Annotated in this window: 12 protein-coding genes; all 12 read right to left on the reverse strand. The window is 70.3% G+C overall.

From position 1 onward, the window contains the following. Positions 1-56: 56 nt before the first annotated feature. A complete protein-coding gene (locus KJ554_10420) occupies positions 57-1196 on the reverse strand; it encodes an acyl-CoA dehydrogenase (GenBank protein ID MBU0742748.1) in 1140 nt (379 codons plus the stop codon). 12 nt (positions 1197-1208) lie between these two features. Next, a complete protein-coding gene (locus KJ554_10425) occupies positions 1209-2051 on the reverse strand; it encodes a 3-hydroxybutyryl-CoA dehydrogenase (GenBank protein MBU0742749.1) in 843 nt (280 codons plus the stop codon). 55 nt (positions 2052-2106) lie between these two features. Beyond that, complete coding sequence (locus tag KJ554_10430; protein ID MBU0742750.1) at positions 2107-3291, reverse strand: acetyl-CoA C-acetyltransferase; 1185 nt, start codon at positions 3289-3291, stop codon at positions 2107-2109. 33 nt (positions 3292-3324) lie between these two features. Further along, on the reverse strand, positions 3325-4440 hold the full coding sequence (locus KJ554_10435; GenBank protein MBU0742751.1) for an acyl-CoA dehydrogenase family protein: 1116 nt from the start codon (positions 4438-4440) through the stop codon (positions 3325-3327). A 254-nt stretch (positions 4441-4694) separates the two neighbouring features. Continuing rightward, positions 4695-5369, reverse strand: coding sequence for a lamin tail domain-containing protein (locus tag KJ554_10440; protein MBU0742752.1), 675 nt, complete (start codon positions 5367-5369; stop codon positions 4695-4697). A 147-nt stretch (positions 5370-5516) separates the two neighbouring features. Then, positions 5517-6122, reverse strand: coding sequence for a nitroreductase family protein (locus tag KJ554_10445; protein MBU0742753.1), 606 nt, complete (start codon positions 6120-6122; stop codon positions 5517-5519). A gap of 15 nt (positions 6123-6137) precedes the next feature. Next, the gene (locus KJ554_10450; GenBank protein MBU0742754.1) at positions 6138-6839 is read right to left on the reverse strand and encodes a pirin family protein; all 702 of its coding nucleotides are present in this window, start codon (positions 6837-6839) and stop codon (positions 6138-6140) included. Between the two features lie 119 nt (positions 6840-6958). Next, complete coding sequence (gene meaB / locus KJ554_10455) at positions 6959-7939, reverse strand: methylmalonyl Co-A mutase-associated GTPase MeaB (GenBank protein ID MBU0742755.1); 981 nt, start codon at positions 7937-7939, stop codon at positions 6959-6961. Between the two features lie 17 nt (positions 7940-7956). Next, a complete protein-coding gene (gene scpA, locus KJ554_10460; GenBank protein ID MBU0742756.1) occupies positions 7957-10101 on the reverse strand; it encodes a methylmalonyl-CoA mutase in 2145 nt (714 codons plus the stop codon). Next, positions 10098-12035 (reverse strand): methylmalonyl-CoA mutase subunit beta, encoded by a 1938-nt coding sequence (locus KJ554_10465; GenBank protein ID MBU0742757.1) that lies wholly within the window; start codon positions 12033-12035, stop codon positions 10098-10100. Before KJ554_10465 ends, scpA begins: the two co-directional genes overlap by 4 nt. A 112-nt stretch (positions 12036-12147) precedes the next feature. Then, complete coding sequence (gene gatB, locus KJ554_10470) at positions 12148-13584, reverse strand: Asp-tRNA(Asn)/Glu-tRNA(Gln) amidotransferase subunit GatB (protein ID MBU0742758.1); 1437 nt, start codon at positions 13582-13584, stop codon at positions 12148-12150. Further along, on the reverse strand, positions 13581-14961 hold a 1381-nt coding region (locus tag KJ554_10475), incomplete at its 5' end, for an aspartyl/glutamyl-tRNA amidotransferase subunit A (protein ID MBU0742759.1). The genes gatB and KJ554_10475, both read right to left, overlap by 4 nt.

Consider the following 14961-nt stretch of genomic DNA (forward strand, 5'->3'; position numbering starts at 1 on the left):
GCGGATCCGCACGAAGCGCCTGCCGGCGGGACCGCGACCCGACCGACGACTGCCTGCTAACGCAGCCTGTGTCCCGAGATCACGAGCCGCTGCGCCTCGCTGGTGCCCTCGTAGATCGAGGTGATCCTGGCATCCCGGAAATGACGCTCCACCGGGAACTCCTTGCTGTAGCCGTTGCCCCCGAAGACTTGAACCGCCTCGTTGGCGATCCAGTTGGCGGCCTCGCTGGCGTAGAGCTTGGCCATGGCCGATTCCTCGGAGTAGCGCTCGCCCCGGTCCTTGAGATTGGCCGCACGCAGGGTCAACAGCCGCGCCGCCTCGTAGCGGGTCGCCATGTCGGCGATCTTCCACTGGATGGCCTGGAACTTGGCGATGGGCTTGCCGAACTGGTGGCGCTGCTTGGCGTAACCGACCGAGGCCTCCAGCGCCGCCCTGGCGATGCCCAGGGCCTGCGCGGCGATGCCGATACGCCCGCCGTCGAGGGTCGACATGGCCACCTTGAAGCCGGCCCCGTCCGGCCCGAGCTGCTGGTCGGCGGGGAGGCGCACGTTGTCGAAGGCCAGCTGGGCGGTGTCCGAGGCGCGGATGCCCAGCTTCTTCTCCTTGCTGATCACGGCGAAGCCCTCGCGGTCGGTCTCCACGATGAAGGCGTGGATGCCCTTGTGCTTCAGCTCGGGAGCGGTCTGGGCGAAGACGATCAGCACGTCGGCGTTGGCGCCGTTGGTGATGAAGTTCTTCATCCCGTTCAGGACCCATGCGTCGCCGTCCCGCACGGCGCGGGTCTGCTGGTTGGCCGCGTCGGTGCCGGCGTCGGGCTCGCTGAGGCAGTAGGCGCCCAGTTTCTCGCCCCGCGCCAGCGGAGCGAGGAACTTCTGTTTCTGCGCTTCGGTCCCGTAGGTTTCCAGGGGCCAGCAGACCAGCGAGTTGTTCACGGACATCACGACGCCCGTCGACGCGCAGGCGGCGGAGATCTCCTCCATGGCCAGCACGTAGCAGACCATGTCGAAGCCGGCGCCGCCGTACTGTTCAGGGACGTTCATGCCCAGGAAGCCCAGCTCGCCGAGCTTCTTGACGGCCTCGGCGGGAAAGTGCTCGTCGCGGTCCCACCTGGCGGCGTGCGGCGCCAGCTCCTTCTGGGCGAAGTCGCGGGCCGCGTCGCGGATCATGCGCTGCTGTTCGGTCAGTTGGAAATCCAAGGCGGTCCTCCGTTATTCGTAATCGTAGAAGCCCTTGCCGGATTTGCGGCCGAGATGGCCCGCGTCCACCATCCGCCGCAGCAGCGGGCAGGGACGGTACTTGCTGTCGGCGAAGCCCTCGTACAGGACCTCCATGATGTCCAGGCAGATGTCCAGGCCGATGAAGTCGGCCAGGGTCAAGGGGCCCATGGGATGTGCCATGCCCAGCTTCATCACCGTGTCTATCGCGTTGCGGTCGGCCACGCCCTCCATCAGGCAGGTGACCGCCTCGTTGATCATAGGCATCAGGACGCGGTTGGCTATGAAACCGGGATAATCCGCGACCGCCACGGGTACCTTGCCCAGATCCCTGCTGATCTGCATCACCTGCTCGAGCACGGCCGGGTCGGTGGCCTGGCCGCTGATCACCTCGACGAGTTTCATGATGGGCACCGGATTCATGAAGTGCATGCCGATGACCTTCTCGGGACACCTGGTGCAGGCTGCGAGCTTGGTGATGGAGATGCTCGAGGTGTTGGACGCGAGAATGGCGTCGGGCTTGCAGACCCGGTCCAGCTTCTCGAGGATCCCCCGCTTCACCTCGAAACTCTCGAAGACGGCCTCGACCGCCAGGGCGGCGTCCGCCGCGGCGTCGAGGGTGTCGGAGGTGGCGATGCGGCCCAGGGTGTCCGCCTTGTCCTGTGCGGAGATCTTCTCCTTCTTGACCAGCCGGTCCAGGTTCTTGTCGATGGTGCTCAACGCCCGCTGCAGGGCGTCCGCGCTCACGTCGATCAGGGTCACGTCGTGCCCGCACTGGGCGAAGACGTGGGCGATGCCGTTGCCCATGGTCCCGCCGCCGATCACCGCGACCTTCATGCTTTTCCTCCGTTCTCTGCCATAACTAATTGTTATTCAACCAATTACAAACTCGCTACCTGCTGACGGACATGGCCACCGCATCGCCGCCGCCCAGACAGAGGGCCACCAGGCCGTCCTTGACGTCCCGGTCCTCCATGGCGTGGATCAGGGTCACCAGGCAGCGCGTGCCCGACGCCCCGATGGGATGGCCGAGGGCCACGCCGCCGCCGTGCACGTTCACCTTCTCGGCGGGCAGCCCGAGCTCGTCGATCACCGCGACGGCCTGGGCCGCGAAGGCCTCGTTCAGCTCGTAGAGGCCGTAGTCGCCCGCCGTCTTGCCGGCTTTCCGCCAGACGTTCTTCACCGCGCCGACCGGCGCCATCATCACCCACTCGGGATCGACCGGGCCGGTGCCGTAGGCCTCGACGACGGCCTTCACGGACAGCCCGTTCTCCGCGGCGAAGGATTCGCCGCACACGAGGACGGCCGCGGCGCCGTCGTTGATGGTCGAGGCGTTGCCGGGCGTGACGGTGCCGCCGTCGCGCTTGAAGGCGGGGCGCAGCCTGGCCAGCGACTCGGCGGTGGTGCCGGCGCGCGGGCCCTCGTCGGCGTCGATGACCACCGGGTCGCCCGTGCGCTGGGGAATCTCCACCGGCACGATCTCGGCCTTGAACTTGCCGGCCTCCATCGCAGCGACCGCCTTGGCCTGGCTCTCGGCCGCGAACGCATCCTGGCGCTCCCGCGACACCTCGTACTTGCTCGCGACGTTCTCCGCGGTCATGCCCATGTGGAAGTCGTTGTACACGTCCCACAACCCGTCGTGGACCATCAGGTCGGTGACCTGGCGGTGGCCGAGCCGCATGCCGTCGCGGGCGTCGAACAGGGCGTACGGGATCTGGCTCATGTTCTCCATGCCGCCTGCCACGGCGCAGCGGATGTCCCCTGCCTTGATGGCCTGCGCCGCCGCCATGACCGTCCGCAGGCCCGAACCGCAGACCTTGTTCAGGGTGTAGGCGCTGACGCTCGTGGGCACGCCGGCGTAGATGGCCGCCTGGCGCGCCGGGTTCTGACCCAGGCCCGCCTGGACCACGCAGCCCATTATCACCTCGTCGATTCTGGCGGGATCGAGGCCGGTGCGGTCGAGCAGGCCCTTGATGGCCGCGGCGCCCAGACGGCTGGCCTTGAGCGATTTCAAGCCGCCCTGGAACTTTCCGATGGGCGTGCGCACCGCTCCGACTATGACGACTCTCTCGCTCATGACGGGACCTTTCGTCGCGTGTTCGAAACTCGGTCAATCCGCAAGCACGTTGCGGGCGATGACCATGCGCTGGATCTCGCTGGTGCCCTCCCCGATTGTGCACAGCTTGGCGTCGCGGTACATGCGCTCCACCGGATACTCGCGGCAGAAGCCGTAGCCGCCCAGGATCTGGATGGCGTCGTAGGTGACCTTCATGGCCATCTCGCTGGCGAAGAGCTTGGCCTTCGCCGACATGTCCGCGAATGGCTCGTGGGCGTCCTCCAGGCGGCAAGCCTCCCGTATCAACAAGCGCGCGGCATCGATCTGGGTGCTCATGTCCGCCAGCATGAAGCCGACGGCCTGCTGCTTGGCGATGGGACGGCCGAACTGCACGCGTTTCTTGGCATAGTCGCGCGCCACCGCGAAGGCGCCCTCGGCGATGCCCAGGGCCAGCGAACCGATGGAGATGCGGCCGCCGTCAAGCGTCTCCAGGAAATAACGGAAGCCCGCGCCCTCTTCCCCCAACAGGGCGTCGGCGCCGATACGCACATCATCGAGCACCAGGGGCGCCGTGTCCGAGGCGCGCATGCCGAGCTTGTCCTCCTTCTTCTCCACCGTGAAACCGGGTGTGTCGGCGGGAACGATGAAGGCGGAGATGCCCTTGCCGGGCGGCTGATCCGGATCGGTCACGGCGGTGATGATCAGGGCGCCCGCGTAATGCGCATTGGTGATCCACTGCTTGCTGCCGTTGAGGATCCACTGGCCGCCGTCGCGCACGGCCGTGGTCTTGGTGCCCCCGGCGTCGCTGCCGGCCTCGGCCTCGGTGAGGCCGAACGATAGCAGGAACTCGCCCTGGCAGGCAGGCTTGAGCCAGCGGTCCTTCTGCTCCGGCGTGCCGTACGCGTGGATGGGCCAGCAGCCGAGGCTGTTGTGCGCCGCGACGGTCAGCCCGTGGCTGGCGCAGACCTTGCCCAGCTCCTCGACGACCAGGGAATAGCAGAGGGCGTCCAGCCGCGTGCCGCCGGCTTCGGGCGGCACCGCCAGGCCGAGCAGACCGAGCCGGCCCATTTCCCTGACGGTCGCCTCCGGGAACTCGCCGGTCTCGTCGATCTTCGCGGCGATGGGCGCCAGCTTGCTGCGCGCGAAATCGCGGGTCATGTCCCGGATCATCTTCTGGTTCTCGTTCAGGACCATCGTACCTCCGCGAGTTGGCGGGGGGTGCCCAGGTGTGGGATGTGCGGTTCGGCGCGGAACGTCTCGGGCGGACGGGCCGGAGGCCGCTTCCGCAAGGTCGGTGAGCGTACCGCAACGTCCTCGCGTTGTGAAGGAATTTCTACGCGCAGTTGCAATCGTTGCATGCAGATATGCGGGCGGGCGCCCCTTTCGGAGCGCCCGTTCCGCGTTTCCCGAACCCCCGTGCGGATTCAACGATAGTCGTTTTTCACCTGGCCCCAGCTGCTGCTCTCGTCGGCGACGAGACCGGCGCACGTGTTGATCTCGCCCGGCGTCGGCAGGCAACCGGTGCCGGGCGGCTCCTGGGCGCCGCCGTAGGGATGCAGCCCGTCGCACAGCACCCAGACGTCCTCGGGCAGGAAGCGGGCCAGCGAGCGGTCGTCGACGCCGGCGTGATCGGGGTAGATCAGGGCGTCCACCAGCGTCGACGCCCCTTCCAGGGGATGGCCGAGATAGAGTTCGAGCATGTCGCCGGCATTGTTCAGGCTGAGGCCGGTCGCCGACAGTCCCTCCGCCGCTTGCCAGGCCAGGGCGTCGCTGCCGAGGAACAGGGCGGTCTCTCCCGCGGCCAGCGTGCCCGAGAAACGGATCTGGGGATCGTCGCCCAGCGCGTCCCTGAGATAGTAGGCGTCGAGGTCCACCGGGCCGGGTCCGGTATTGATCACTTCCACCCACTCGTCGCCGCGGCTGTCGATCTCGCCGTCGGCGTCCCAGTCGCTGGCCGGGTCGGGCAGGACCTCGGAGATGAGCACGGCCGCGTTCGCGCTGCCCGAGAACCAGAGCAGCGCGGCGGGACAAACGACCAGCGACTGCAGAACCGCCACGAGGACCGCATCGAGAAAGAATCGACTTCTCAAGAATGGCATACCGCCTCCTCGCAATACTGGTAAGAGAGGTGTTCCATGACGGGAGGTCAGGCCATGCAGCAGAAAGCGTACCCGCTGGAAAGCGGGGCTGCGGGTGACGCCGCGCACGCGGACCGGGCCGGGAATTGACAGGCGGGTGCGTCACCGTCAATCGACGTTGTCGCTGCCGCGTGCGCAGAGGAAACGGGCAGGCTCGCCCCAGGCGGCGCCGAAGACGGTTCCGGCCAGGTCTCGGCGCCGGCGGGCCCCGGCACCGCCCGCGTTGGGGGCGGCGGCGTAGCCGACGGCGACTGCGGTGATCACGTCGTACTCTCCGGGCACCCGGAAGGCTGCGCGCGCCGCTTCGGGATCGATGCCGCCCATCTGGTGGACGGTCAGCCCGCGCGTCGCCGCCTCGATGCTCAACATCGCGACGGCCTGTCCGAGATCGTAGAGGGCCTTGCCGTTGGGCTTGCCGTTGCGCGCGAAGGACCGGGCGGCCACGGCGAAGAACAGGGCCCCGGCATCCTGCGCCCAGGCGCGATTGGCGTCCACGAGACAGGCCAGCGCACGGCCGAAAGCCGCCTCGTCGTCCCTCGTGACCGCGACGAAGCGCCACGGCTGCTCGTTGTAGCTTGACGGCGCCCAGCGTGCGGCCTCGAAGAGGGAGCGCAGGTCTGCCGGCGGCACGGGGCGCGGCTCGTACGCATGGGGGCTCCAGCGATCGGCAATGACGTCCAGGATCGGATGGCCGGTGCGGGCGCGCATGTCCATGTGTCTCTCCCTCGCTCAGGCCAGGTCGAAGGTCAGGAACTCGGCGGTCTCCGCCGCGCCGATGATGATGTCGCCGGGGCCGGCGGCGCTGGCGCCGTCGCCGGCGCCCAGGCGCGTCCCGTTCACGTCGAGCGCGCCATCGACCAGTTGCAGCCAGGCGTGACGGCCGGGTGCGAGGGCATAGGTCAGGTCCCGGCCCCGTTCCAGGACGCTGGCGTGGATCAGGCCGTCCTGGTGAACCCGCAAAGCCCCGCCCTCGCCCGTGGGCGAGACGATGGTGCGGAATCGGTTCAGCTTGTCCGGGACGGCAAAGGCTCGCTGCGCGTGCGAGGGCGCCAGCCCGCGCCGCGCGGGGTGGATCCAGATCTGCAGCAGGTGGGCCGTCTGGTCCCGCGAGGCGTTGATCTCGCTGTGCTCGACGCCGGTGCCCGCGGACATGCGCTGCACCTCGCCCGCGCGCAGCACGCTCGTGTTGTCCATGCTGTCGCGGTGCTCCAGGGCGCCGGAGATCATGTAGGTGACGATCTCCATGTCCCGGTGCGGATGCCTGCCGAAACCCCTGGCCGGCGCGATCCAGTCCTCGTTGATCACGCGCAGCTGCCGGAATCCCATGTGCGCGGGATCCCTGTAGTCAGCGAAGGAGAAGGTATGCCGCGTGCGCAGCCAGTCGTGGTCGGCCCCGCCCCTCTGGCCGGACGGTCTCAAGGTCAGTTCCATGATCGCTCCAGGGCGCCGGGCCCGGGGCCGACGCGACGAGGCAGAGGCGTGCCGGTGAATACGGGCCACCGGATCGCATAGATTGTAAGTCAAAAAGGGGGAGACGGCTTGCCGGAAGCTCAGTCCCGCGCGGCGGCGAGGATGCGCAGCGCGGCCTGCGTCGGCGGCATGCGGCCCTCGCGCACCGCGGTCTCGATCTGCGGCAACAGGGAGCGGACGGCCGCGTGGCCGCGCAGGTCGCTCATCATGCGGTCCTCCACCATGGACCACATCCAGCGCAGCTGCTGGTCCCGTCGCCTGCTCTCCAGCGAGCCATCTTCCGTGAGCGTTTCACGATGCCGCACCACGGCGTCCCACAGCTCATCAAGTCCGGTGCGCGCGAGCGCGCTGACGGTCAGCACCGGCACCCGCCAGCCGGCGTGGAGGGGGCGCATGAAATGCAGGGCCTGCCGCAGGTCGTTGGCGGCCAGGGCGGCGGCCTCGGTGTTGGCGCCGTCCGCCTTGTTGACCGCGATGATCTCCGCCAGCTCCATCACGCCCCGCTTGATGCCCTGCAACTCGTCGCCGGCGCCGGCGATGGTCAGCAGCACGAAGACGTCCACCATCTCCGCCACGACCGTCTCGCTCTGGCCCACGCCCATGGTCTCGACGATCACCACGTCGAAGCCGGCAGCCTCGCACAGCAGCATGGTCTCGCGTGTCTTGCGGGCCACGCCGCCGAGGGTCCGCGCACTGGGAGACGGACGGATGAAGGCGCGGGGATCGGTGGACAGGTCGGCCATGCGGGTCTTGTCGCCGAGGATGCTGCCCCCGGTCACGAGGCTGCTGGGATCGATGGCCAGGACCGCCACCTGGTGCCCGGCCGACGTCAATTGGGTGCCCAGGGCGTCGATCAGCGTGCTCTTGCCGGCACCGGGCACCCCCGTCAAGCCCACGCGGTGGGCGCCGCCGGTGCGCGGCAGCAGTGCCGCCAACACCTGCTGGGCCAGCGACTGGTGATCGGCGCGGCTGCTTTCGATCAGCGTGATCGCGCGTCCGAGCACGGCACGGTCGCAGGCCTCCACGCCCGCGACGTAATCGTCGAGCGAGAGGCCGTTCACCTTGCGCGGCGCGTCGTTCACCCGCGTTTCACCTCTTCGAGCTTCCGCATCAGGTCCTTCGCGGCGTCGGCGATGACGGTGCCGGGTGGGAAGATGGCCGCCGCGCCGGCCGCGCGCAGGGCGTCGTGGTCCCCGGGAGGGATCACGCCCCCGGCCACGATCAGGATGTCCGGGCGGCCGAGCCGCACCAACTCGGCCTTGAGTGCCGGCACCAGCGTGAGATGCCCGGCCGCCAGCGAGCTGACGCCGACCACGTGCACGTCGTTCTCGACGGCCTGGAGCGCCGTCTCCTCCGGCGTCTGGAACAGAGGACCCACGTCGACGTCGAAGCCCATGTCGGCGAACGCCGTGGCGATCACCTTCTGGCCGCGGTCATGGCCGTCCTGGCCCATCTTGGCCACGAGAATGCGCGGGCGGCGTCCCTCGCGCTCGGCGAAGTCCTCCACCTGCCTGCGCACGCCGGTCATGTCGTCGTTGGCTGTGCCCATTTCTCCGCTGTACACTCCGCTCACGGTGTTCACGGCCGCCCGGTGGCGCCCGAAGACGCGTTCCAGCGCCGCGCTGATCTCGCCGACGGTGGCGCGCGCCCGCGCGGCCTCTACCGACAGCGTCAGCAGGTTGCCTTCTCCCGTCCCCGCGCTGCGGGTCAGGGCCGAGAGCGCCGCGTCCACGGCCGACGGGTCCCGGTTCTCCCGCAGTTCGCGCAGGCGCGACAGTTGCGCCTCGCGCACCTGCGAATTGTCCACCCTCAGGACCTCGACCTGTTCCGGCTCGTCGGGCACGTATTTGTTCACGCCCACGACGGTCTGCCGTCCCGAATCGATGCGCGCCTGGGCGCGGGCGGCCGCCTCCTCGATGCGCAGCTTGGGGATGCCGGCCTCGATGGCCCGCGCCATGCCGCCCAGCTCCTCCACCTCGACGATGTGGGTCCAGGCCCGCTGCGCCAGTTCGTGGGTCAGACGCTCCACGTAGTAGCTGCCGGCCCAGGGATCCACCGTGCGGCAGGAGTCGGTTTCCTGCTGCAGGTAGAGCTGCGTGTCGCGCGCGATGCGCGCCGAGAAGTCCGTCGGCAACGCCAGGGCCTCGTCCAGGCTGTTGGTGTGCAGCGACTGGGTATGTCCGTGCGCCGCCGCCATGGCCTCGAGGCAGGTGCGCGCGACGTTGTTGAAGACGTCCTGGGCGGTCAGGCTCCAGCCGGAGGTCTGACAGTGCGTGCGCAGCGACATGGACTTCGGGTTGCGCGGCCCGAATCCCTTCACCAACCGGGCCCAGAGCAAGCGCGCGGCGCGGAGCTTGGCCACTTCCATGAAGTAGTTCATCCCCACGGCCCAGAAGAATGACAGGCGCGGGGCGAAATCGTCAACCGCCAGTCCGGCCGCCAGTCCGGTGCGGATGTACTCGACGCCGTCGGCCAGCGTGTAGCCCAGCTCCAGATCTGCCGTCGCGCCGGCCTCCTGCATGTGGTAGCCGGAGATGGAGATGGAGTTGAAGCGGGGCATGTGCTGCGCCGCGTAGGCGAAGATGTCGCCGACGATCCGCATGCTCGGCACAGGTGGATAGATGTAGGTGTTGCGGACCATGAACTCCTTGAGGATGTCGTTCTGGATGGTCCCCGCCAGCTTCTCCCGGGGCACGCCCTGCTCCTCGGCGGCCACGATGTAGAGGGCCATCACCGGCAGCACGGCCCCGTTCATGGTCATCGACACGCTCATGCGGTCGAGCGGGATGCCGTCGAAGAGGATGCGCATGTCCAGGATCGAATCGATGGCCACGCCGGCCATGCCCACGTCGCCGACCACGCGCGGGTGGTCGGAATCGTAGCCGCGATGGGTCGCCAGGTCGAAGGCGATCGAAAGCCCCTTCTGCCCCGCCGCCAGGTTGCGGCGGTAGAAGGCATTGCTCTGTTCGGCGGTGGAGAAGCCGGCGTACTGACGGATGGTCCAGGGATGGCGCGTGTACATGCTGGCGTAGGGCCCGCGCAGGAAGGGAGGTGCGCCCGGCACCGTGCGCAGGTGGTCCAGACCCTCGAGATCCGCCGAGGTGTAGAGCCGCTTGACGTCGATGCCCTCGGGCGTCGTCCAGACTGGCACGGCGGCGGGCGCATCGCCGGCGCCCGCTTCTCCCTGGAGGGACAGCTCGGCGAAGTCGGGGAACCCGCTCATCGGCCCACCTCCAGCGTCCGGTGCAGGTCGCGCAGGGCGTCCAGGACGTCGCACCCCTGGTACAGCGCGGCGCTCACGCCCGCGGCGCGCCAGCGGTCCTCCAGTGCGCCCAGTCTTCCCGCCACGAGCAAGGAGGCGGCGCCCGCGTCCCTCAGCGCGGCGGCGACCGCGGGGCCCATCCCGGCGTACACCTCGTCGGACGAGCAGACGACGGCCACGCGGGCGCCGCTCTCGCGGAAGGCCGCCGCGGCCTCCTGCGGATCGGTGAAACCGTCGTTGGGCGGCGCCTCGATGCCGCCCGCCGCCAGGGCGTTGCGGATCCAGGACGCCCGCGCGTTGTGCTGCGCGAGGGTGCCGAGGTTGCAGATGAAGGCGCGGGGGCGGGCTCCGGTGCGCGCCATGTGCGCGTCGGCGGCGTCCCGGAGGACCTCGAAGGGTTCCGCGGTGCGGTGCAGGGCCAAAGGGTCGATGGGGTCGTGCGCTGCGCCGTCCTCACCCGCCAGCCGCAGCCCGGCGGGCGTCCCGCCGGGAGGCGGCGCCGGCCGCGTACGGCCCACGGGGGTTTCGTCCAGAGCGGGGAATTCACTGATGCCGGTGACGGGCTCCAGGCGTCTGGCCACGTCGCGCTCCCTGGCCCGCTGCACCTCGGCGATGCTCGTCTGGACCCACCCGTCGCGCAGGCCGGCGACGAGGCCTCCCCGACGCTCCACGTCCTGGAACAGGGCCCAGGCTCTCGCGGCGAGCTCGGCGGTGCGCCGTTCCAGGTGCCAGCAGCCGCCGGCGGGATCGACGACGTGTCCCAGGTGCGATTCCTCCTGCAGGATGACCTGCACGTTGCGCGCGATGCGACGGCTGAAACCGTCGGGCACGTTGATCGCCGCGTCGAAGGGGGCGACGGTGACCGCGTCCGCGCCGCCGGTCACGGCCGCGAAAGTCGCCGTGGTGACGCGCAGCATGTTCACCCAGGGATCGTGCCGGGTCATCATGCGCGCCGAGGTGCGGGCATGCAGCCGCATGCGCTGGGCGGACGGGCCGCCCCCGCAGGCCGCCACGATCCGGCCCCAGAGCGTGCGCGCCGCCCTCAGCTTGGCGATCTCGCCGAAGATCTCGCCGGTGACGGCGAAGCAGAACTGGATCTGGGCGGCCGCCGCATCGATGCCCAGGCCGCGGGCGTCCATGGCCCTCAGATAGGCCAGCGCCTCGGCCAGGGTGAAGGCCAGCTCCCGGGCTTCGTCAGCCCCGGCGTTGTGGAACGGGCAGGACTTGGCGCTCACCGCGCGTACGCCGCGCGACCCGGAGGCCGTCTCCGCCGCGAGGGCGGCCATGTCGTCGAGGAGTTCAGCCAGACCGACGGGGAGGTTGCCGCCCACGCACCAGGAGCCGATCGGGTCCGCCTGATGGGCTCCCAGGGCCTTGTCGTCAGCGAGATCGCGCCGGCGCCGGATCTCCCGCAGCAGGGCGGACACGGGCCTGAAGCGCGGTCCCGACTCGAGCGCGAGCGGCACCAGCGCCAGGTCGACGCCCGCGAGCACGCGGTCCAGGTCGTCGACCGAACGCACGGCCACGCCTTCGACGCCGGCGGGGTCCAGCTTCAACAGCACCGACGTGGCGCCGCGGGACAGGTCTTGCAGGATCTGCGCATTGGCGACCGCAGGTTCGGGATGGGTGTATTCGGGGCGAACGTCCCAGGTCGGCTCCCCCCGCGGGTCGCAGCCGCCGCGCGTATGGGGGGCCGCGCCGGGCCGGCCGGTGGGATCACCGGCGGCGGCCCAGTCCTCGGCCGTGTAGAGGGGCTGGATGTCCAATCCCGCGCGGCTGGTGCTCACCAGTTCGGTCCAGGGCCTGCCCGCGAGATCGGCGGCGACCAGCTCGCGCCATCGCGCGGCGGTGGCCGGCGCGAAATCGTCGGTGAGCCTGTAGAGGGCATCCGGCATGTCAGTCTCCCCGATTGACGAGTGGGGTACATGGCGACGCGCGAGGCTTCCGCCGGAACGTTAGGCAGGCTCCCGTTCCTTCGCAAACACCAATCGCCGGGCGATCCCGGCCTCAACCATCATCCGGCCGCATGAGCGCCGCGCGGAGGATCTCCGCGGTCAGACGCGGATCCGCGCGTCCGCCGGTGGCGGCCATCACGCGGCCGGTCAGCCAGTCGGCGACGCCCGCCTTGCCCGCCCGGCAGAGAGCTGCCTGCTCGGGGTATGTCGCGATGACGCGCGCGATCACCGACGACAGGTGCTCCCGGTCCCCGATCAGGCCCATTCCCGCGCGTGCGATCGCGTCCGCGGCCGTCGCCCCTTCCGCGACCATCGTGGCGAAGGCGGCCTTGGCGGCGCATAGGCTCAGACCGCCCCGGGCGACCCGGCGCAGCAGCGCCGCGGCTTCGTCCGGAGGCACGGGAAATTCCGCCACGTCCACACCGGTCTCGCCGCAGAGGCGCAGGACCTCGCCCGTCACCCAGTTGGCGCAGGCCCGTGCGTCGTCGACCGTCTCGGCCATCGCCTCGAAATAGACGGCCAGGGCCGACGACTCGCAGAGCGTCGCCGCCACGTCGCCCGCCAGACCCAGCTCCCTCACATAGCGCAGTTCCCTGGCCGCGGGCAACTCCGGCAACTCCCGGCGGATCGATGCGAGCATGGCCTCGTCCACGACCAGCGCCGGCAGATCCGGCTCGGGGAAGTACCTGTAGTCGCTCGACCGCTCCTTGGCGCGCTGGAAGACCGTTGCGCCGCGGCGCGCGTCCCAGCCGCGGGTCTCGGCGGCGACCGCGGTCCCGCCGGCCAGCCGTGCGCCCTGGCGGGCTATCTCGTGGTCGAGCGCCTTGCGGACGCCGCGCAGGCTGTTGAGGTTCTTCAGTTCCACGCGCGCGCCGGTCGGCGCTCCCGGCGCGGGCCGCAGCGAGATGTTGGCGTCGCAGCGCAGGTTGCCCTTCTCCATGTCGCCGTCGCAGACGTCGAGCGCCCTCAGCAGACGCCTCAACTCGCGCAGGAAGAGACGCGCCTCCTCCCCGGAGCACAGCTCGGGCCGGGTCACGATCTCGGCGAGGGGCACGCCCGCGCGGTTGAAGTCCACGCCACGGCCCGACCTGGCGCTCAGCATCTTGCCGGCGTCGTCCTCTAGATGGATCCTCTCGAGGGGAATCGTCCGGCGCGCGCCGAGGGGACCGATCTCGAGCCAGCCCCCCTCGCAGAGAGGCTCGGCGTGCTGCGTGATCTGGTAGTTGCGCGGCAGGTCCGGATAGAAGTAGTTCTTGCGCGCGAAACCCGAGCGGGTCCTGATGCGGCAACCGAGCGCCGCACCCAGGCGCAGGGCCAGCCTGACCGCGCTCCCGTTCAGGACCGGCAAGGAGCCCGGCAGGCCCAGGCAGACGGGACAGGTGCGGCTGTTGGGCCGTGCCCCGTATTCGTGCCGGCAGCCGCAGAAGATCTTGGTCCGCGTGCGCAGCTGGGCGTGCACTTCCAGGCCGATGACGGGTACGGGGTTCACGCGGCACCCTCCGCGCGGAAGCCGCGGGCGCGTTCGACCGCGGCCCCCAGGGTGAACAACGTCTCCTCGCCGAGCGCCGGTCCCGTGAGTTGCAGGCTCAGCGGCAGGCCGTCGCGGTCGCGTCCCGTCGGCACGGTCAGCGCCGGCAGACCCGCCAGGCTCGGTCCGACCGTGAAGACGTCGCTGCGGTACATCAGCAGAGGATCGTCCACCTTCTCGCCCAGGGGGAAGGCCGCCGTCGGCGCGGTGGGGGTGGCGATCGCGTCGCAAGCGGCCAGGGCCGTCCGGTACACCCCGGTCACGAGCTGACGGGCGCGCCGCGCCCTCTCGTAGTGGGCGTCCCTGTATCCGGCCGACAGGACGAAGGTGCCCAGCAGGATCCTGCGCTTGACCTCGCGGCCGAAGCCGGCCGCCCGCGTGCCGGCGGTCATGGCCGCGTAATCGTCTCCCCGCCCGCGTTCGCCGAAGGCCACGCCGTCGAAGCGCGCGAGATTGGCGGACGCCTCGGCCGCGGCGATGACGTAATACGCCGCCAGCATGACCTCGGAGTCGGGCAGCGCGATGTCGACGACGGCGACACCCTCTCCCCGCAGGGCGTCCAGCGACGCGTCGAAATCGGCGACCGTGTCGGCGTCGGCCAGCGCCAGCAGGTCGCGGGGCACCCCGATGGTCAGCCCCGCGGCGGGACGGGCCGCCGCCGCCAGGGGGGCGCCGACCGAAGCGTCGAGGCTGGTGGCGTCGTAGTCGTCCCGGCCCGCGACGACGCCGTAGACAGCGGCACAGTCGGCGACGGTCGGCGCCAGGGGTCCGATCTGGTCGAGGGACGAGGCGTAGGCCACCAGGCCGTAACGCGAGACCCTGCCGTAGGTGGGACGCAGCCCGGCCACACCGCAGCAGTGGGCCGGCTGGCGCACGCTGCCACCGGTGTCGGAACCGAGGGCGAAGAAGGCCAGCCCGGCGGCGACGGCGGCGGCAGCGCCGCCGCTCGAACCGCCCGGCACGCGCGTCGTGTCGTGGGGATTGCGGGCCGGACCGACCGCCGAATGCTCGGTCGACGACCCCATGCCGAATTCATCCATGACCGTGGCGCCGAGGATCTGCGCACCGGCCTCCCGCAGGCGCGCCACGGCCGTGGCATCGTAGGGGGGGCGCCAGCGAGCCAGCAGCCGCGATCCGCAGTCGGTGATCCTGTCGCGCACGCAGATGTTGGCCTTGACCACGCCGCCGATCCCCCACAGCGGGGCCGCGTCCAGGGGCGGCGGCAGGCCTCGCGCGGAGGGCGCGTCCGCCTCGCCGGACCGCCACGTGAAACAGTTGAGCTCGCCGCCGCGCGCCTCGCCCTCGGCGCGCAGCCGGGCGTCGAGTTCGGCTGCGGAC

The sequence above is a fragment of the bacterium genome, assembly GCA_018814885.1.
GTDB lineage: Bacteria > Krumholzibacteriota > Krumholzibacteriia > LZORAL124-64-63 > LZORAL124-64-63 > JAHIYU01.

Bases quoted from the DNA above. Each gene is read 5' to 3' on its own strand.
- KJ554_10435 (MBU0742751.1), bottom strand. From the start codon at position 4,440: ATGATCCGGGACATGACCCGCGATTTCGCGCGCAGCAAGCTGGCGCCC.
- scpA (MBU0742756.1), bottom strand. From the start codon at position 10,101: ATGAGCGGGTTCCCCGACTTCGCCGAGCTGTCCCTCCAGGGAGAAGCG.
- KJ554_10445 (MBU0742753.1), bottom strand. From the start codon at position 6,122: ATGGACATGCGCGCCCGCACCGGCCATCCGATCCTGGACGTCATTGCC.
- KJ554_10430 (MBU0742750.1), bottom strand. From the start codon at position 3,291: ATGAGCGAGAGAGTCGTCATAGTCGGAGCGGTGCGCACGCCCATCGGA.
- KJ554_10425 (MBU0742749.1), bottom strand. From the start codon at position 2,051: ATGAAGGTCGCGGTGATCGGCGGCGGGACCATGGGCAACGGCATCGCC.
- KJ554_10440 (MBU0742752.1), bottom strand. From the start codon at position 5,369: ATGCCATTCTTGAGAAGTCGATTCTTTCTCGATGCGGTCCTCGTGGCG.
- KJ554_10465 (MBU0742757.1), bottom strand. From the start codon at position 12,035: ATGCCGGATGCCCTCTACAGGCTCACCGACGATTTCGCGCCGGCCACC.
- KJ554_10450 (MBU0742754.1), bottom strand. From the start codon at position 6,839: ATGGAACTGACCTTGAGACCGTCCGGCCAGAGGGGCGGGGCCGACCAC.